The 18,130-nt window shown below is 69.6% G+C and carries 19 protein-coding genes; 10 read left to right on the top strand and 9 right to left on the bottom strand.

What is annotated here, in order from left to right:
• Positions 1-93: 93 nt before the first annotated feature.
• The 5 genes from I3V78_RS13810 to I3V78_RS13790 all read right to left on the bottom strand — a co-directional run bounded on the left by I3V78_RS13810 (position 94) and on the right by I3V78_RS13790 (position 5,031).
• Positions 94-573, bottom strand: a complete 480-nt coding sequence (locus tag I3V78_RS13810) for a response regulator (RefSeq protein WP_204487956.1) — start codon at positions 571-573, stop codon at positions 94-96.
• Positions 570-2,702, bottom strand: coding sequence for an ATP-binding protein (locus tag I3V78_RS13805; RefSeq protein WP_204487954.1), 2,133 nt, complete (start codon positions 2,700-2,702; stop codon positions 570-572). The genes I3V78_RS13810 and I3V78_RS13805 overlap by 4 nt, the downstream gene beginning before the upstream one ends.
• A gap of 213 nt (positions 2,703-2,915) precedes the next feature.
• On the bottom strand, positions 2,916-3,287 hold the full coding sequence (locus I3V78_RS13800; RefSeq protein ID WP_204487952.1) for a nuclear transport factor 2 family protein: 372 nt from the start codon (positions 3,285-3,287) through the stop codon (positions 2,916-2,918).
• 10 nt (positions 3,288-3,297) lie between these two features.
• On the bottom strand, positions 3,298-4,149 hold the full coding sequence (locus I3V78_RS13795; protein ID WP_204487950.1) for an enoyl-CoA hydratase/isomerase family protein: 852 nt from the start codon (positions 4,147-4,149) through the stop codon (positions 3,298-3,300).
• A gap of 27 nt (positions 4,150-4,176) precedes the next feature.
• Positions 4,177-5,031, bottom strand: coding sequence for an alpha/beta fold hydrolase (locus I3V78_RS13790; protein ID WP_204487947.1), 855 nt, complete (start codon positions 5,029-5,031; stop codon positions 4,177-4,179).
• 113 nt (positions 5,032-5,144) lie between these two features.
• On the opposite strand from I3V78_RS13790, the gene I3V78_RS13785 reads away from it, so the two are divergent.
• Positions 5,145-6,131, top strand: coding sequence for a GlxA family transcriptional regulator (locus tag I3V78_RS13785; RefSeq protein ID WP_204487945.1), 987 nt, complete (start codon positions 5,145-5,147; stop codon positions 6,129-6,131).
• Here I3V78_RS13785 and I3V78_RS13780 read toward each other — a convergent pair.
• The 4 genes from I3V78_RS13780 to trxB form a co-directional block, all read right to left on the bottom strand.
• Complete coding sequence (locus I3V78_RS13780) at positions 6,128-7,039, bottom strand: NAD(P)/FAD-dependent oxidoreductase (protein WP_204487943.1); 912 nt, start codon at positions 7,037-7,039, stop codon at positions 6,128-6,130. The two genes, I3V78_RS13785 and I3V78_RS13780, sit on opposite strands and share 4 nt — an antisense overlap.
• A gap of 151 nt (positions 7,040-7,190) precedes the next feature.
• Positions 7,191-7,634: a cyclic pyranopterin monophosphate synthase MoaC gene (gene moaC / locus I3V78_RS13775; protein ID WP_338023566.1), complete on the bottom strand. Its 444-nt coding sequence runs from the start codon at positions 7,632-7,634 to the stop codon at positions 7,191-7,193.
• Positions 7,631-8,818, bottom strand: a complete 1,188-nt coding sequence (locus tag I3V78_RS13770; RefSeq protein ID WP_204487941.1) for a PLP-dependent transferase — start codon at positions 8,816-8,818, stop codon at positions 7,631-7,633. The genes moaC and I3V78_RS13770 overlap by 4 nt, the downstream gene beginning before the upstream one ends.
• Positions 8,815-9,774 (bottom strand): thioredoxin-disulfide reductase, encoded by a 960-nt coding sequence (gene trxB, locus I3V78_RS13765; RefSeq protein WP_204487939.1) that lies wholly within the window; start codon positions 9,772-9,774, stop codon positions 8,815-8,817. The genes I3V78_RS13770 and trxB overlap by 4 nt, the downstream gene beginning before the upstream one ends.
• 82 nt (positions 9,775-9,856) lie before the next feature.
• On the opposite strand from trxB, the gene I3V78_RS13760 reads away from it, so the two are divergent.
• The 9 genes from I3V78_RS13760 to I3V78_RS13725 all read left to right on the top strand — a co-directional run bounded on the left by I3V78_RS13760 (position 9,857) and on the right by I3V78_RS13725 (position 18,116).
• Complete coding sequence (locus I3V78_RS13760) at positions 9,857-10,315, top strand: cyclic nucleotide-binding domain-containing protein (protein WP_204487937.1); 459 nt, start codon at positions 9,857-9,859, stop codon at positions 10,313-10,315.
• Between the two features lie 455 nt (positions 10,316-10,770).
• Positions 10,771-11,970 carry a heparin lyase I family protein gene (locus tag I3V78_RS13755; RefSeq protein WP_204487935.1) on the top strand — a complete coding sequence of 400 codons (1,200 nt, stop codon included), beginning with the start codon at positions 10,771-10,773 and terminating at the stop codon, positions 11,968-11,970.
• Positions 11,971-11,977: 7 nt separating this feature from the next.
• Complete coding sequence (locus tag I3V78_RS40130; protein WP_338023565.1) at positions 11,978-12,307, top strand: peroxiredoxin family protein; 330 nt, start codon at positions 11,978-11,980, stop codon at positions 12,305-12,307.
• Positions 12,301-12,525: a TlpA disulfide reductase family protein gene (locus tag I3V78_RS40125; protein WP_338023564.1), complete on the top strand. Its 225-nt coding sequence runs from the start codon at positions 12,301-12,303 to the stop codon at positions 12,523-12,525. The genes I3V78_RS40130 and I3V78_RS40125 overlap by 7 nt, the downstream gene beginning before the upstream one ends.
• 144 nt (positions 12,526-12,669) lie before the next feature.
• Complete coding sequence (locus I3V78_RS13745; RefSeq protein ID WP_204487930.1) at positions 12,670-13,233, top strand: ferritin-like domain-containing protein; 564 nt, start codon at positions 12,670-12,672, stop codon at positions 13,231-13,233.
• Between the two features lie 254 nt (positions 13,234-13,487).
• A complete protein-coding gene (locus I3V78_RS13740) occupies positions 13,488-14,261 on the top strand; it encodes a 2,3-dihydro-2,3-dihydroxybenzoate dehydrogenase (RefSeq protein ID WP_204487929.1) in 774 nt (257 codons plus the stop codon).
• Positions 14,262-14,347: 86 nt separating this feature from the next.
• Complete coding sequence (dhbC, locus tag I3V78_RS13735; RefSeq protein ID WP_204487928.1) at positions 14,348-15,550, top strand: isochorismate synthase DhbC; 1,203 nt, start codon at positions 14,348-14,350, stop codon at positions 15,548-15,550.
• Positions 15,547-17,169, top strand: coding sequence for a (2,3-dihydroxybenzoyl)adenylate synthase (locus I3V78_RS13730; RefSeq protein WP_204487926.1), 1,623 nt, complete (start codon positions 15,547-15,549; stop codon positions 17,167-17,169). Before dhbC ends, I3V78_RS13730 begins: the two co-directional genes overlap by 4 nt.
• A 38-nt stretch (positions 17,170-17,207) precedes the next feature.
• Positions 17,208-18,116, top strand: a complete 909-nt coding sequence (locus I3V78_RS13725; RefSeq protein ID WP_204487925.1) for an isochorismatase family protein — start codon at positions 17,208-17,210, stop codon at positions 18,114-18,116.
• Positions 18,117-18,130 lie beyond the last annotated feature (14 nt).

Here is an 18,130-nt window from a genome sequence, read left to right as displayed (position 1 = left end):
TGGAGCACTCAAGGAGAATCGGGGGGGAGCCGCGGGGGTGGCTCCTCCCCGATTTTCTTTGGGGCCTTCGCCCGTCCCTCGGGCGGTACGGCGCTAGTCACCCAGGGCCAGCGCGAGCACCTGCTGCCGGTTGAAGGGCTTGCGCAGTTGGCGCAGGAGCCGGGACGCGCCGAACTCCGCCTGCAGCTCCGTCCAGGAGTAGTCCGAGTAGGCCGAGCAGAGCACCACCGGCAAGGTGGGCGCCACCCGTCGCAGGTGCCGCAGCGTCTCGGCGCCGTTCCAGCCCGGGGGCATCCGGTAGTCGAGGAAGACCAGGGCATGGGGCCGGCCCTCGGCCAGCGCCTCGCGCACCCGGGCCACGCCCTCCTCGCCCTGGTAGGCGGACTCCACCTCCACCACCGTCTTGCCCACGTGGGAGTCCGCGGCCTCGGGACCGAAGAGCGCGTCGGCCATCAGGTCCAGCTCGCCCCGGCTCTTGAGCGGCTCGTCGGTGAGGATGCGGCGGAAGTCGGTGTGGATGGCCTCCGAGTCGTCGATGACGAGGAGACGCCTGGGGCTCGGGTGGGTGCTCATGTCTCCGCCTGGGCAGGGGGTGAGGGAATCACCAGCGTGAAGGTCGCGCCCTGACCGGGGCCCTCACTCTCCGCCTTGAGGACGCCGCCCAGTTCCTGGGCCGCCAGGGCGCTCGAGTGCAGGCCAAAGCCATGCCCCTCCTGACGCGTGGTGAAACCATACTGGAAGATGCGCGTGAGCAGCTCGGGCGCGATGCCCATGCCGTTGTCGCGCAGGGCGATGTGGATGGAGCCCTCGGCGGAGCGCCGCAGCAGCACGACGAGGCGCCGCGAGTCCTCGGGCACGGGATCCAGGGCGTACTTGGCGTTGCTCACCAGGTTGACGAGGATCATCAACATCTTGTGCTTGTCCGTGAAGATGGGCGGCACGGGCTCCAGGCGCCGCTCCACCGTCACGTGGTGGCGCGTGAGGCCCGCGGCGTTGATGCGCAGCGCGTCCTCCACCAACTCCGAGAGCACCACCGGCTCGTACAGACGCGGCGTGCGGGCGTAATCCTGCTGCACTTTGACAATCTCCCCGATGTGCTCGGTGTAGCGGCTGACGTCCTCCAGCAGGGAGATGACCTCCTGGCGCTCGTCGAGCAGGTTTTGTCCGAGCTTGTCGAGAAAGGGCGTGAGCAGCTTGCCCCGCTCGTCCTCGGTGAGGAAGACGGCGAGATCCGCCTGCCGCGATTGGAGCAGCTGGGCCACCCGGCTCACATGGTCCAGGCGCATGCCCAGCACGCGCTCCTTGGCGACCTGGGAGGACGTGTAGACGCTCGTCAGCACATTGCCCACGTTGTGCAGCACGTTGGTGGCGATCTCCGCCATGCCCGTGCGCCGCGCCGTCTGCACCAGCTGCTGGTGGACCGACTTGAGCTCGCGTGTGCGGTCCTCCACGCGCTGCTCGAGCCCCTCGTTGGCCGTGCGCAGGTCCGCTTCCCGGTGGCGCAGCCGGTTGGCCATGGCCTCGAAGGCCTTGGCCAGCTGGCCCAACTCGTCCTCGCGCGCGGTGGCCAGGTTCACCTGGAAGTCGCCCGAGGAGATGCGCGCGGTGGCTTGGGTGAAGTCCAGCAGGGGCCGGCTGATCTGCGTGCGCAGCACCCAGGACATGATGCCCAGCTCCAGGAGCAGCGACAGCACGCCGAGCAGCAGCACGATGCGCGCCCCCTGGAGGGCGGGCCGGGACACCACGTGCTCGGGCAGCACGGTGACGAAGTTCCAGTCCGTGCCGTGCAGTCGCGCCACGGCGAGCCACACCCCTTGAGAGGGCAGCTCCACCACGGGCTCGCCCGGGCGGCTTCTCACGCGCTCCACGAGCTCGTGCAGGAGCGCCTGATCCTGCTCGCGCAGGAGCTGCCCGTCGGACGCCTTCATCCGCGGATGGGCGATGAGCTCGCCGTCGTCGCGGAAGAGGACGTTGTACGACTGGGGCAGGTGGTCATTGAGGGTGCGGCGGATCAGCTCCTCGAGCATGACGTCATGGCTGATGGCCGCCACGTAACGGCCGTCCACGTCCAGGGGCGTGGTGACCGTGACCATCCACTTCGCGGAGGCCTCCTCCTTGGTGACCCGGGTCCAGACCGGCCGCCGCGTGGGGTTGTTCGCGGGCAGGCTCGTCTGGAAGTACTCCAGGGAGAGCGGATCGAAGGAGGACTCGATCTCCAGGCTGATGTCGGGGCGCTCGGGCCAGTAGGTGAGCATCGGCCCCTCGGGCAGGGTGATGAAGGTGTCGACGAAGCGGACGCGGAAGGCCGGGCCGTACTGGGCGAGCACGTCATACGCGACCAGGATCCGGTGGCGCAGCCCGCCATCCAGCGCGACGCCCGGGGGGATGAAGGCGCCCACCCCCGCCGTATTCTCGGAGCCGGTGGGCCGGGTGCGCACGGTGCCGTCGGGCAGCCGCGTGAACAGGCGGTGGAAGCGCGCGTCCTCGTCGGGAGCCGGGGCGGCGCGCACCCGGGCCGCCAGGTCTCGAGCGAGCAACGACTGGGTGTCCTCGGCCAGCAGGAAGATGGACTCCTCCTGGGTGCCGCGCTGATCCACGTACTGGGACAGCTGGGCCAGGGCCTCGGCCCGCAGCGTGTGCCGCATGTGCAGGAAGCTGAAGAGCGTCGAGAGCGCGATGACGACCGCGATGCGCACCCCCATCTTGGTGAGCGTCGAGCGGGCCAGGGGCGAATGCGAAGGAGGCGGGTGTGACATGGTGAAAAGGCGCGCGAACGCCATGCCCCCAAGAGGCGGAAGCCCTCGTGGGCCCGGGTCCTCGTAGGGCATGCCCGGGGCCCGCGCCAGTTTCACGCCGCGCTTGAACGTCTGACGCGCCCGCCACGGCGGGCACGACCGTCACGGGCGCCCGTCCCGCTACCTGATGGGGAACATGGAATTCCCGGTGGCCGTCTTGTCGGCGGGGACTTCCTCCTGGATCACGTCCCAGTGCTCCACGAAGCGCCCGTTCACGACCTTGAAGATGTCGACCCCGATCATGGTCTTGTCCCCCCAACCGACGTAGCGGCCGTGGATCATCACGAACTCGCCGTTCTCGAGGACGAGACCGGGCTCGTAGCGGAAGTCGGCCTTGAGGCTCGGGATCAGCTTGCGGAAGAAGTCCGTCCCGTTCGGCATGCGCGGGTTGTGCTGGATGTAGCCAGGGTCCCAATACTTATCGAGGACCGTCAGGTCCCGGTCGATGAACAGCCCGGTCATTGCCGCGGTCACGAGATCTTTGTTGTTCATGGATTGCCTTTCAACGTGTTGTGAGTGGAGGAGGCGCGTCAACGGTGCCGAGGTACTCGCCGAGCCGAAGCTCCACCTCGAGTCCCCTGCGAGCGAAGTGCTGGCCGAGGCGGGCGAGACCGGCCTGGAAAGCGGGTGCGGAGAGCGAACGCGTATACTCGGCGTAGGCCGCCGAGAGGTCCGCGTCCGGGGGAAGCGACGCGCGGTTGATTTGCGCTTTCGCGGCGGCGACGACGGTCTTGTCGAACGAGGCGATCCGGGTGGAAATCCCGTCCACGAACGCGTCGAGTTCGTCGTCCGGCAGGCTTCGCGTGATCCAGCCGTAGCGCTCCGCGAGTCCGGCGTCGTAGTCCTGGCTCGTGAGGATCGCCTCGAGGCCGCGATCCCGGCCGATGAGGCGAGGCAGACGCTCGCTCCCGCCCCCTCCTGGCAGGATGCCGGTGCCGACTTCCGGCTGCCCGAACAGGGCCTGCTCTCGGCTCGCGTAACGCAGGTCGCACGCCAGCGCGAACTCGTTGCCCCCTCCACGCGTTCGCCCGCGGATCTTCGCGATGCTCACGAACGGCGCCTTCGAGAGGCGGAGCACCAGGTCGACCCACGTCGGGACCTCGGACCCATCCGGCCCCACGGTGGACGGAAACCGGGCGGCCTGCCGGAGATCGAAATGATTGAAAAAGAAGCCTTCGGTGCCACTCGCGAAGACGACGACCTGGACACGCTCGTCGGTCGACAGTTCGACGACGACGTCGTGAAGGCGTGCCACCGTCTCCGGAACAATCACGTTCGTCGGCGGATCGGCGAAGGTGACGGTGGCTGTCCTCGGATTCGGCCTGTCCACGTGGACGATACCCTGCTTGCTCATTCTCGCTCCTGCGCTGTCTCGCTCTGGCTATTGGCCGAGGAAACGATTCACGTCCGCCGCGAACTCCTCCGGGTATTGGAACAAGAAGGCGTGTCCCGCGTCCGGATAGAGTCGCAGCTGCGCGTTGGGAATGTGCCTGGCCAGCAAAGAGGAATTGGCCGTCGGCACCATGATGTCGTTGTCGCCGTTGGCGACCAGCGTCGGTTGCCGGATCGCGTGGAGGCGTGAGAGCTTCGACGCGTTGGGAATGCCCCAGGTCGAGATCGCGGTCAGGTGCGCGTTGACCGTATCGCGAGACACCGGGACATCCCTGTCGGCCTGTCGCGAGCGCAGGCGCCCGAGGAACTCCCTTCCCCTGGCGCGGCTCGACTCGGACTTCTCGAAGAAGAGGGTCAGCATCCCCTCGGCGTCGATCTGCTCGCGCAGCGCGACCTCGAGCACCTCCGGCACGTAGCGGTGCATGCCCTCGCCGCCCTGCGGACCCGTCCCCGCGAGCACGAGGCGGCGGACCTGATGAGGTCTCATCAACGCGAACTCTTGCGCCACGAAGCCCCCGAGCGAGAAGCCCAGGAGGTCGACGCGGGCCAACTTGAGCGCATCGGTGAAAGCGATGGCGCCATGAGCCATCTCGGCCACGGTATCGGGCGTCTTGCCGCTCGAGCCTCCGACGCCGACGTTGTCGACGAGGATGACCTCGCGCTGCTCGGCGAGCGCATCCACGAGCGCCGGATCCCAGTTGTCGAGATTGGCCCGGTAGTGCACGAAGCAGACGAGCGGCTTCGTCGAGCCATCGCTCTTTCCGAACCGCCGATAGGCATACGTCACCCCGTTCGACGCCTTGATTGCCAGATTTGGAGCGTTCGCCTGTCCGACCTTCGCCATGCCTTGTTCCTCGTGAGCGGCTCGTGGAAGCGCCGAGCGCGGAATGAACAATCTCAATGACGGGCCTTCTCCACCAGTGGCGGGACTGACAATGTTCGGTCTATTCTCGCCAGATGTTCTTCCACCTGATTCTCGAGGGCGTCGCGGACAGTTCGCTGGGCGTGGCGCTCGACGTCGTCGCCACCGCGGCCCATCTCACCGACTCCGGGCGCGGGCCAACACCTCGCGGTGGCAAGGCGCTGCTCCAGCGCGTGGTGTCCATCGACGGCGAGCCGGTGCGTTCGTCGGCCGGGCGGTCAATCGCCGTGGATGGCGCATTCAACCCTCGCGCTCTGGGCCCAGGCGATGTCGTCCTGTTGCCGGGCTTCTTCTCGGCGAGTGCCCGCACCGTCGAGAAGCTCCTGGCGCGGGAGGACACTCGCCGCGCGGCCGAACTGCTCGCGAAGCTCGCCTCCAAGGACGTGCTCCTCGCCGCGTCGTGCTCCGCCACGTTCGTGCTCGCCGCGTCGGGCGTGCTCGACGGGCGGTCCGCGACGACGTCGTGGTGGCTCGCGCCCGATTTCGCACGGCGGTTTCCGAAGGTCTCCCTGTCCGCCGAGCGCATGGTGGTCGACGAGGGGAAAGTCATCACGGCGGGCGCCGCGCTGGCCCACGCCGACCTCGCGCTCACGATCGTCGCGCGAAGGGTGGGTCCTTCCCTCCCCCACCTCGTGGCGCGCTACCTCGTGCTCGACGAGCGCTCGTCCCAGGCCCGCTACATGGTGCACGAGCACCTTCGAGCGAACGATCCCACGGTCCTCGCGATCGAGCGCTTCGTCACCCAGAACGTGGAGCGTCAGGTGTCGCTCGAGGAGCTCGCGCGCGCGGCGCATGTGTCGTCGCGGACGCTCGCCCGCCGCGTCCGGACGAGTCTGGGCATGACACCGCAGGAGTTCGTCCATCGCCTGCGCGTGCGCCGCGCCATCCACCTCCTCGAGACCACCCACGACGCGGTTGACGACATCGCCGCGCGGGTGGGCTACGCCGACGCGGCCGCCTTCCGGCGCGTCTTCCGCCGCTACACAGGAGAGTCGCCGCGGCAGTTCCGCGATCCGGGCTAATCCGCCACGGGTTCGAGCGCCCGTTCCACCGTCAGTTCGTGGTTGAGCATGGCGGCGGCGTGCACGGCGGAGGCCGCCGCGAAGATGGCGCCTTGCATGCCCGTCTGGAGGTCGCCCCCCGCGTAGATGCCGGGGATGGACGTCTCACGGGTCATCGGGTCGACCCGCACGAAACCGTTCTCGTCGAGGCGCACGTCCAGGGCGCGCACCACGTCGACGTGCCGTTGCGGAGGATGCGCGAACAACACCTCACACACGAGGGGTTCACCCTCCGAGAACTCGATGCGCTCCAGACGCGTCCCGTTCGGGACCAGGCGCGTGACGGGCCGCGTCTCGATTCGGATGCCCATCGCATCGAACTGGGCACGTAGGGGGGCTGGAACATCGAAGGCGCCGCCCGTCAGGACAATCACCTCCCGCGCCCATCCCGGAAGCTGCAAGGGGAAATGGAGGAATTGCGCCCCTCGCGCGAGGTAGGCCCACCGGCGGTCTCGGACTTCCCATCCATGACAGTAGGGGCATTGGAAGATGGCGTGGCCCCACAGCTCGCGGAACCCCTCGATCTCAAGCACTTCGTCGATCATCCCCGTGCACAGGAGGATCCGCCTCGCCTGGACCTTGCCTGTCGGCAGCGAGACCTCGAACGCGCCACGGGCGCCCGTGATGGCTTCGATCCGCGCGTCGCGCACCTCGACGTTCGGATAGGCCGCGAGCTGTTCGCGTCCCATCGCCCGGAATTCGCCGGGAGGCGTTCCGTCCCGCGTGACGAAGTTGTGGAGGTGTTCGGCCGCGGCGTTCCTGCGCGGCCCCGCATCGCAAAGCAAGACACGCTTGCAGGCACGGCCAAGGGCAAGCGCGGCGGACAAGCCGGCGGGGCCGCCACCCACGATGACGACGTCGTAAGACATAGGGGTCTCCCGGGTCGAGTGAGGAAGGGACTTCCGGTCTCACTCGCCATGCCCCTGTCGTAACGCCCTCCCCTCGCGCCCAGGAGGGCGTGGCTTTCGGTGGGATCGGCGGGTTCTTGGCCACGCAGGACCCGCGTCTCCAGTCCGAACGCTAGCGGCCGGACTCGCGGTCCCAGGTGCCGGAGCGGCCGCCCGCCTTGTGGTCCAGTTGCACGCGCTCGAGCACCATGCCCCGGTCCATGCTCTTGCACATGTCGTAGACCGTGAGCGCCGCCGCGCAGGCCGCCGTCAGGGCCTCCATCTCCACGCCCGTGCGGTCCACCGTGCGCACCGTGACGCGGATCTCCAGGCCCTCGGGCCCAGGCGTGGGAATCACCTCCACGCCGGACAGGGCGATGGGATGGCACAGGGGGATGACGTCCGGCGTGCGCTTGGCCGCCATGACGCCCGCCAGCCGCGCCGCCGCCAGCACATCCCCCTTCTCCACCTTGCCCTGGAGGATGCGCTCCAGGGTCTCGGGCAGCATGCGCAGGTGCGCCGTGGCCACCGCCACCCGTTCCGTCTTCTCCTTGCCACCCACATCGACCATTTTCACCGCGTCACCGCCTCCGCCACCGCGGCGATCAGGTCGTCCGCGATGTCATCTGGATCTTCCAGGCCCACCGACACGCGGATGAGGCTCTCGCCAATGCCCGCCGCCTGCCGCTCCTCGGGCGTCATCCGCCGCGCGCTCGCGCTCGCCGCGTGCATCACCAGGGTTCCCACGTCCCCGAGCGACGGTCCCGGCCGGGCCACCTTCACCGCCTCCAGGAAACGGAAGCACTCCGGCCGACCCGCCCCCTGGATGTCGAAGGCCACCATGCCCCCGAAGCCACCCTCCAGCAGCTCGCGCGCCACCTCGTGGTCTGGATGCGTCGCCAGCCCCGGGTAGTGCACCCGCGCCACGTGCGGCGACTCGGACAGCCGGCGCGCCACGTGCGCCGCGTGCTCGCAGTGGGCCTTCATGCGCACCGGCAGCGTGCGGATGCCCCGCAGCGTCAGCCACGCCTCGAAAGGCCCCAGCACGTCGCCGTGGAACAGGCGCGCGGCCCGGAGCGGCTCCACCTTCTCGCGCCGCCCGCTCACCGTGCCGCCCAGGGCATCGCTGTGCCCGTTGAGCCACTTCGTCGTGGATTGGAGGGCGTAGTCCGCCCCCAGCTCGCACGCCCGCTGCCCATACGGCGACGGGAAGGTGGCGTCCACGGCCAGCGCCGCCCCCACCTCCTGGCACACCCGCGACAGGGCGCGGATGTCCGGCACGCGCAGGAGCGGGTTGGTGACACTCTCGGCGAGCACCAGCCGGGGACGGAGCGTGCGCAGACGCTCGGGCGTCGTGGGGTCCGTCAGCAGGAGCGCCTCCAGGCGCACCCCGGCCCGCGCCGCCAGGCTCTTGTAGAGCGAGCGGGTGACGCCATAGCCATCCGCGGCCATGACCACCGTGTCGCCCGCGCGCAGGCCCTGGGCCTCGAAGACGGCCCGGAGCGCGGCCATGCCGCTGGCGTAGGCGACGCAGGCCTCCGCGCCCTCCAGCGCCGCCACCGCCTCCTCCAGCAGGGCGGCGTTGGGCGCGGAGATGCGCGAGTAGACGTAGTCCTTGCCGTCCAGGGCCCCGTCCAGCGTGTCGCTGTCCTCGAAGTAGCTGACGGCGGACACGTGGATGGGCGGCACCACGGGAAGGGACTGGCTGCCCGTGAGGCGCGAGCCCGCGTGCACCGCCACCGTCTGGCGTTTGGTGCTCACGACCCCTCTTCGATGAGCCAACGCTCGGCGTCGATCGCCGCCATGCAGCCCGTGCCCGCGGCGGTGATGGCCTGACGGTAGTAGCTGTCCTGCACGTCACCACAGGCGAACACGCCCGGCACCGCGGTGCGGGTGCTGCCCGGCACCGTCTTGAGGTAGCCCGTCTCGTGCGTCTCCAGGGCGCCCTTGAACAGGCCCGTGGTGGGCGTATGGCCGATGGCCACGAACAGGCCGGTGGCGGTCACCTGGCGGGTGTCCCCCGACTTGAGGTTCTTCACCACCGCGCCCGTCATGCCCTTGGCGTCACCGAGCACCTCCTCCACGGCGCTGTCCCAGAGGATGGAGATCTTCGGGTTGTTGAACACCCGGTCCTGCATCACCTTGGAGGCGCGCAGGGAGTCGCGGCGGTGGATGAGGGTCACGCTCTTGACGATCTTCGCCAGGTAGGTGGCCTCCTCCATGGCGGTGTCGCCGCCGCCCACCACGAGCACGTCCTGGTTCTTGTAGAAGGCGCCGTCACAGGTGGCGCACGCGGACACGCCGCGGTTCTTGTACTGGTCCTCGCCCTTGATGTGCAGCCACTTGGCGCTCGCCCCGGTGGCGATGATGACGGTCTCCGAGTAACAGCTCTCCGTCTCGCCCTGGATGAAGAAGGGGCGCTTGCTCAGGTCCACCTTCACCACGTTCTCCATGTGGATGACGGTGCCAAAGCGCTCGGCCTGCTTCTGGAAGTGGTCCATCAGCTCCGGGCCGGTGATGCCGGTGGGAAAGCCCGGGTAGTTCTCCACCTCGGTGGTGATCATCAGCTGGCCGCCGGGCACGCGCTGGGCGTCCTCGAGCGTGGGGCCACCGGCGAACATGACCGGCTGCAGGTTGGCACGCGCGGCGTAGATGGCCGCGGTGTAGCCCGCCGGCCCCGAGCCGATGATGGTCACCTTATTGATCTTCTCCGCCACGGGTCACCGCTCCTGTTTCTCACGAGGGAAAGGGGCAGCAACGTACCAGAGCCTTCCAGGTCGTGGTACGAAGCTGCACCCCATGGATGCTTCACTCCTCAAGAAGGTTGCGCTCTTCGAGGGACTGACCCACAGCCAGCTCCACCGCGTGGCGACGATCGCCCGGCCCCGGGGCTATGAGGTGGGGGCGTGCCTGTTCCGCGAGGGCGACGTCGGCCGGGAGATGTTCATCATCCTGGAGGGCAAGGTCCGCATCTCCCAGCAGGTGCCCGGCATGGGCGAGGAAGCGCTCGCCATCCTCGAGAAGGGTCAGTATTTCGGGGAAATGTCGGTGATCGAGGATATCCCGCGCTCCGCCGATGCCTTCGCCCACACCTCGTGCACGCTGTGGGTCATCGAGCGCGAGCAGCTCGACCAGTTGATGTTCACCGACAAGGACCTGGCGTACGTGCTCCTGTGGAGCTTCGTGCGCACGCTGTCGGTGCGCCTGCGCGAGACGAACGAGAAGATGAAGACGTTCCTCGCGCTCTCCCGCTTCTGACGCCCGCGCGGGCCCTGGGAGAGCCCCGAGAAGGGCCCCCTCGCCCGCCCCCTGGCGGGTTCACGCACCGCTCAATCCCATACAGCCCCGCGTGACACAGCAATCCCGGTGAAAAGCCTGTCACTCCCTGACATGGACGCCAAGCCCTGTCATTGAAACTCTTTCACCAGGATGCAACCAGGCGTCAGGGTTTACCTGAATCCAAACAAACACACCGACCGGTGTTGCTTACGGAATATATTTGTTGGATGCTCAACATCGTTCGGGCGGGCCGGTTCGCGCCTGCCCGGACAGGAGCCAATCCCACACGACACCACCCCTGTTCCGGGCGCCCGGGGCGATGAGCCCTGTCTGGCGTCCCGGGAAAGCCATACCCGCCGCACGCCTTCCACCCTCCCCCAGGTGAGAGGCCTTTCACTGTCTGTCTTCAACTCCCCCGCCCCCCAGGACCCCTCGTGAACAAAACCTCCCTGCTCGCTCGCTTCTCGCTCGCCCTCGCCCTCACCGCCTGTGGGGGTTCCGACCTCTCCGGCACGACGGACAGCCAACCCACGAGCACGGAATCGGAGGTCGCGGGACTCACGGTGCAGAACTGCACCGCGCTCACGCCCCTGGCGGTGAAGGCCTCGGGAGACGATGGCGCGGGCAGCGTGGCCGCCAACAGCCTGGATGACCGCCTGGACACCCGCTGGAGCGCGCTCGGCAAGGGGGCGTGGATCGACTACGACCTGGGCACCAGCACCTCGCTCAAGGGCGCCGCCATCGCCTGGCACCAGGGCCACCTGCGCGCCAACACCTTCACCCTGTCCACCTCCACGGATGGCAGCACGTACACCCCCGTCTATTCCGGCCAGAGCACCGGCAAGACGGTGGAGGCGGAGACATACACCTTCACGGCGCGCACGGCGCGCTACCTGCGCATCACCGTGCAAGGCAATACGCTCAACGACTGGGCGAGCATCGCCGAGGCGCGGGGCTGCCGGGGCAGCACGGCCTCCACGGTGGTGTGGCGCGCGGACTACGAGACCGGGGACCGCAGCCAGTGGGACCGCGAGCAGATGGTCAGCTCGGACCGGCTCCAGGTGACGACGAGCGCGGGCACGCTCGCCCCGCGCCAGGGCCGCTACGCCCTCAAGGCCACGGTGCGCCAGGGCGACAACCCCATCAACTCCAGCGGCAACCGCAACGAGCTGGTGAAGATGACGAACGAGCCCTCGGGCTCGGAGTACTACTACCGCTGGAGCACGATGTTCGACCCCACGTTCCCGAGCGTGCGGACGTGGCAGCTCTTCACGCAGTGGCACCACAGCGGCAACAGCGGCTCGCCGCCCGTGGAGTTCTACGTGTACGGCGAGGAGGTGCGGCTCAACATCGGGGGGGATCCGGGCGTCATCGTGTGGAAGACGCCGCTGGTGCGCGGCAAGTGGCACGACTTCGTCTTCCACGTGAAGTGGAGCGCCAAGGCGAGCGAGGGCTTCGTGGAGCTGTACTACAACGGCGCGCTCGTGCTGCCCAAGCGCTACATCGCCACCCAGTTCTCCGGCCAGGTCAACTACCTCAAGCTCGGGCTGTACCGCAGTGACACGGTGACGCAGACGGGCATCGTCTACCACGACGACTGGGTGATGGCCCGCACGCTGGAGGACGTGCTCTAGTCCCCGGATGGGACTTCCGGCTCGGGTGGGCGCGCGCCTGCGATACCTCTGGATCCAGGCGCGTCGCCGGTGGTGGGGACGGCTGGGCATGGACCTGCTCCTGCTCGCGCTCGTCCTCACCGCCGTCAACGCCTGGCAGACGCGCCGCCTGCCCGTGGGTGCCCCCGCGCCGGACTTCACCCTGCGAGGCCTCGACGGACAGCCCGTGCGGCTGTCCGCGCTGCGCGGCCAGCGCGTGGTGCTCGCCTTCTGGGCCCCCTGGTGCGGGGTGTGCAAGGCCGAGTCCTCCACCCTGTCCTGGCTCCAGCGGCTGATGGGGGGTCGGCCCGGGTGCTGAGCGTGGCGGTGGCCTACGAGAACGAGGCCGACGTGCGCCGCTTCGTGCGCGAGCACGCGGTGGACTACCCCGTGCTGCTCGACGGCGACGGGCGGACCCGCGCGTACGCCGTGAACCAGTTCCCCACCACCTTCTTCGTGTCGGCCGAGGGCCGCATCGAGCACGCCGTCACCGGCTACACCCCCCTGCCCGGCATGCTCTGGCGCCTGGGGTGGTGACGCCCGGAAGCCAGCCCCTCGCCCGCTCGCCTGCTCCACGAGCGGCGCACCCGGAACCGCTCGCCGAATAGGCCGCCGGGGATGTGGGTTCGCGGTCCCCATGGCCACCTTCCCTCCAGGTCGCTTTCAACGAACGAGGGATACATGAGCAGCCACGATCAGCCGTTCCTGACCGACATCAACGAGATCCGCCGCCGGGCCCGCGAGCACCTGGAAGAGGGCGCGCTGACGCCGGACTACGAGGGGGACGTCAAGGTCACCATCCAGCTGCTCAACGACGCGCTGGCCACGGAGATCGTCTGCGTGCTGCGCTACAGCTCGCACTACGTCTCCGCGCAAGGCATCCAGAGCGAGTCGGTGAAGGCGGAGTTCGGTGAGCATGCGCGCGAGGAGCAGCAGCACGCGATGCAGCTCGCCGAGCGCATCAACCAGCTCGGTGGTGTGGCCAACTTCAACCCCGAGGGGCTGATGTCGCGCAGCGCCAGCCAGTTCTCCGAGGGCAAGAACCTGGTGGACATGATCCGCGAGGATCTCATCGCCGAGCGCATCGCCGTGCAGACCTACCAGGAGATGATCCGCTACTTCGCCAACCACGACCCGACCACGCGCCGGCTGCTCGAGGAGATCCTCGCCAAGGAGGAGGAGCACGCCAACGACATGCACGACCTGCTCGTCGCGCACCAGGGTCAGCCGATGCTCAACAGCTAGCGGCCCGCCCACCCACGCCGCGGACCTCCGAGGACCTCCACGTCCCCTCCCCGCCGCTCTCACGGCGGAGTGAGGAGCGACGTGAGAGGTCCTCCTTCTTTGGGGCAACCCGCGAGGCCGCCTCTTGACACCGCACGTCGGCTTATGGGAGTAAGCCGATATCGATAATGATAACCATTATCAATATCGGCGACCGCCATCCTGGGAGTGGGGGCTTGGGTTGGGCCGCGGCTGCGGGGCAGGAGACGAGACGGATGGGAGCGAGCACGAGGGTGGCCCTGGTGACGGGAGCCGCGCAGGGGATTGGGGCGGCGGTGGCGCGCGCCCTGTCGGGTGACGCCGTGGTCGTCGCCCTGGACCGGAAGGCGGAGGGCGTGGCGGCGGTGGTCGAGCAGCTGCGCGCCCAGGGCGCCCGGGCCGAGGCCCTGGTGGCCGATGTGAGCGACGCCGCCGAGGTGGACGCGGCGGTCGATCGCATCGAGCGCGAGGTGGGGCCCATCTGCGTGCTGGCCAACGTGGCCGGGGTGCTGCGCATGGGGGCGGTCGCCTCGTACAGCGACGCGGACTGGCAGGCCACCTTCGCGGTCAACACCCACGGGGTGTTCCACGTGAGCCGCGCCGTGGCCCAGCGCATGGTGCCGCGCAAGCAGGGCGTCATCGTCACCGTGGGCTCCAATGCCGCCGGTGTGCCCCGCATGGGCATGGCCGCCTACGCCGCGTCCAAGGCCGCCTCCACCCTGTTCACCAAGTGCCTGGGGCTGGAGCTGGCCGAGCACGGCATCCGGTGCAACGTCGTGTCCCCGGGCTCCACGGACACCGAGATGCAGCGCGCGCTGTGGACGGACGAGCAGGGCGCGCGCGCGGTGATCGCCGGCTCGCCCGAGGCCTTCAAGCTGGGCATTCCGCTGCGCCGCATCGCCACGCCCGAGGACATCGCCGAGGCCGTGTCCTTCCTGGTGTCCGACCGGGCCCGCCACATCACCCTGCACAACCTGTGTGTCGACGGAGGCGCCACGCTCGGCGCCTGAGTCCTCGACCTCCCCCACCTCTTCCCCGTTTCCCCCTGGGTCGGACCGGAGCACGCACTCCGCTTCCCGACACGAAGGTCACCCCTATGTCCGAACGTCCCCTGGCGCAGACGCTGGCCACGCAGTTGCTCGACAGCTACGAGGCGGGCTCCTCCTTCTTCTTCGCGTCCCCCAAGCGCACCCTGCTGGCGCGCGGCACCTTCGCCACCGTGCCTCCCCTGGACGGCCCGGAGGCGCTGCGACGGCTGCCGGAGCAGGTGCGGGCGGCGCTCGACGAGGCGCGCGACGCGGGCCATGACATCCCGGTGGTGGTGGGCGCGGTGCCCTTCGACGGCGCCCACCCGGCGCACCTCGTGGTGCCCATGACGCTGCAGCGCGCGGGCTCGCTCGCCTTCGACGCGGCGGCGCCGCGCGTGGCCGCCCAGAACCCGTTCACCCTGCGGCCCGTGCCCGAGCCCTCCGCCTACCTGCACGGCGTGGCCCAGGCCCTGGAGCTCATGCGCAGCGGCCCCTTGCGCAAGGTGGTGCTGTCGCGCTCGCTGCACCTGGACACGCCCACGCCCATCGACCTGCCCCAGCTCCTGCGCAACCTCGCCCAGCGCAACGCCGCCGGCTACACCTTCGCGGCGGACCTGCCCGCCCACGCGGGCGCGGCCCGCCGCACCCTCATCGGCGCCAGCCCCGAGCTGCTCGTGTCGCGCTCCGGCCTGCAGGTGCTCGCCAATCCGCTCGCGGGCTCGGCCGCGCGCAGCCCGGACCCGGTGGAGGATCAGGCCCGCGCCGCCGCGTTGAGCGTCTCGCCCAAGGACTTGCACGAGCACGCCGTGGTCATCGAGGCCATCGCCGAGGCACTGCGCCCGTACTGCAAGACGCTGGACGTGCCCAAGGGCCCCTCGCTCATCCACACCCCCACCCTGTGGCACCTGTCCAGCCGCATCAGCGGCGAGCTGTTGGACCCCTCCATCTCCTCGCTGACGCTGGCGGCGGCCATGCACCCCACCCCCGCGGTGTGCGGCTACCCGACGCGGCTCGCGCACGAGGCCATCGGCACCATCGAGCCCTTCGACCGCGGCTTCTACACGGGCACGGTGGGCTGGTGCGACGCCACGGGCGACGGACAGTGGGCCGTCACCATCCGCTGCGCCGAGGCGGACGAGCGCACGCTGCGTCTGTTCGCGGGCGCGGGCATCGTGGTCGGCTCCACGCCCGAGTCCGAGCTGGCGGAGACCGAGGCGAAGTTCCGCACCATGTTGCACGCCATGGGCCTGGGCCAGGAGGCGCGGCCGTGAGCGAGTCCTTTCCGGGGTGCCCCACCTGGCCCGAGGAATTCGCCACGCGCTACCGCCAGGCGGGCTACTGGCGCGGGGAGACGTTCGGGCAGCTCCTGCGGGAGCGGGCCGAGCGCCACGGGGCGCGCACCGCGCTCGTCGGCGGCACCCAGCGCCTGAGCTACCGCGAGCTGGACCTGCGCGCGGATCAGCTCGCCGCGGGCTTCCACGCCTTGGGCATCCAGGCGGGAGACCGGGTGGTGGTGCAGCTGCCCAACCTCCCCGAGTTCCTCGAGGTGTGCTTCGCCCTGTTCCGGCTGGGCGCGCTGCCCGTGTTCGCCCTGCCCGCGCACCGCGCCTCGGAGATCGGCTACTTCTGCGAGTTCGCCCAGGCGGCGGCCTACATCATCCCGGACAAGCATGGCGGCTTCGACTACCGCACGCTGGCCGAGCAGGTGCGCGCCCAGGTGCCGACCCTGCGCCACGTGATCGTCGTGGGCGACGCGGGCCCCTTCCGCGCGCTCAAGGACCTCTACGCCGAGCCCCGCGCGCTCACCGGGCCCTCCCCGAGCGACGTGGCCTTCTTCCAGCTCTCGGGCGGGAGCACGGGCGTACCCAAGCTCATCCCGCGCACGCACGACGACTACATCTACAGCCTGCGGGGCAGCGTGGAGATCTGCCAGCTGGACGAGCGGAGCGTCTACCTGTGCGCCCTGCCCGCCTCGCACAACTTCCCCCTCAGCTCGCCGGGCACACTCGGCACGCTGTACGCGGGGGGCACGGTGGTGATGGCCTCCAATCCGAGCCCGGACGAGTGCTTCGCGCTGATCGCCCGCGAGCGGGTGACGATCACCGCGCTGGTGCCGCCTCTCGCCATGATCTGGCTGGAGTCCGCCCAGAGCCGGCGGCATGACCTGTCCAGCCTGCGGGTGCTCCAGGTCGGCGGGGCCCGGCTCAGCGACGAGGCCGCGCGGCGCGTACGCCCCACGCTGGGCTGCACGCTCCAGCAGGTGTTCGGCATGGCCGAGGGCCTGGTCAACTACACCCGCCTGGATGACGCCGAGGAGCGCATCGTCACCACCCAGGGCCGCCCCATCTGCCCGGACGACGAGGTGCGCGTGGTGGACGAGGACGGCCACGACGTGGCGCCGGGGCAGACGGGCCAGTTGCTGACGCGCGGGCCCTACACCATCCGGGGCTACTACCGCGCCGAGGCCCACAACGCCCGGGCCTTCACGCCCGACGGCTTCTACTGCACGGGGGACCTCGTGCGCCTCACGCCCGAGGGCGACCTCGTGGTGGAGGGCCGCGCGAAGGATCAGATCAACCGGGGCGGCGACAAGGTCGCGGCCGAGGAGGTGGAGAACCACCTGCTCGCCCACCCCGCCGTGCACAACGCGGCCGTGGTGGCCGTACCGGATGCGTTCCTCGGGGAGCGCTCCTGCGCGTTCATCATCGCGCGGGACACCCGGCCCACCGCCGCGGCGCTCACCGCCTTCCTGCGCACGCGCGGCCTGGCGGCCTTCAAGATTCCCGACCGCATCGAGTTCGTCGACACCTTCCCCCAGACGGCCGTCGGCAAGGTCAGCAAGAAGGACCTGCGCGCCTCGCTCGCGCGTCCGACGCCGTCCCGGGCCTGAACCCCTCTCCCCTCTTCCTCTCGCACAGGAGTCACTCCATGGGCCTTCCCGCCATCGCCCCCTATTCCATGCCCGGCACGTCCGACCTTCCCAAGAACAAGGTGTCGTGGACGCCCGACGCGAAGCGCGCCGTCCTGCTCATCCACGACATGCAGAACTACTTCGTGGGCGCGTTCACCGCCGGCCAGTCCCCGGTGAACGAGCTGGTGGCCAACATCCAGCGCCTGCGCAAGCACTGCACCTCCCTGGGCATCCCCGTGGTGTTCTCCGCGCAGCCCGGCGGCCAGACGCCCGCGCAGCGCGGCCTGCAGCTGGACATGTGGGGCGCGGGCATCAACGGCGGCCCGGAGCAGAAGCGCATCATCGACGCGCTCGAGCCCGCTCCCGGCGACATCCACCTCACCAAGTGGCGCTACAGCGCGTTCCACAACACCGCGCTCATGGACGTGCTGCGCGAGCAGGGCCGGGACCAGCTCCTCATCACCGGCATCTACGCGCACATCGGCTGCCTGCAGACGGCCACGCACGCCTTCATGAGCGACGTGCAGGCCTTCATGGTGGCCGATGCCCTCGGGGACTTCTCCCGGGAGCAGCACGAGTTCGCGCTCCACTACGCGGCGAAGCTGTGCGGTGTCACCGCCACCACGGATGGCGTCATCGAGCTCCTGGGCCCGGCGCCCCTGACGGCCGCCGCGTCGCTCAGCCCCGAGCGGGTGCGCGAGGACGTGGCCGAGTTGCTCGAGCAGACGGCCGCCGACCTCCGCGAGGACGAGAACCTGCTCGAGCGCGGCATGGACTCCATCCGCATCATGAGCCTGGTGGAGCGCTGGCGCCGCACGGGCGCCGAGGTCTCCTTCGTGGAGCTGGCCGAGAAGCCCACGCTGGCCGACTGGTGCGCCCTGCTCACCCCGAACGCCCGCGCCGCCACCACCGTGGCGATGCGCTGAAGTCCCCTTTTCCC

The organism is Archangium primigenium (genome assembly GCF_016904885.1).
Taxonomy (GTDB): domain Bacteria; phylum Myxococcota; class Myxococcia; order Myxococcales; family Myxococcaceae; genus Cystobacter; species Cystobacter primigenius.
Note: the sequence above shows the minus strand (reverse complement) of the source record. Positions and strands in the feature narration are given on the sequence as shown.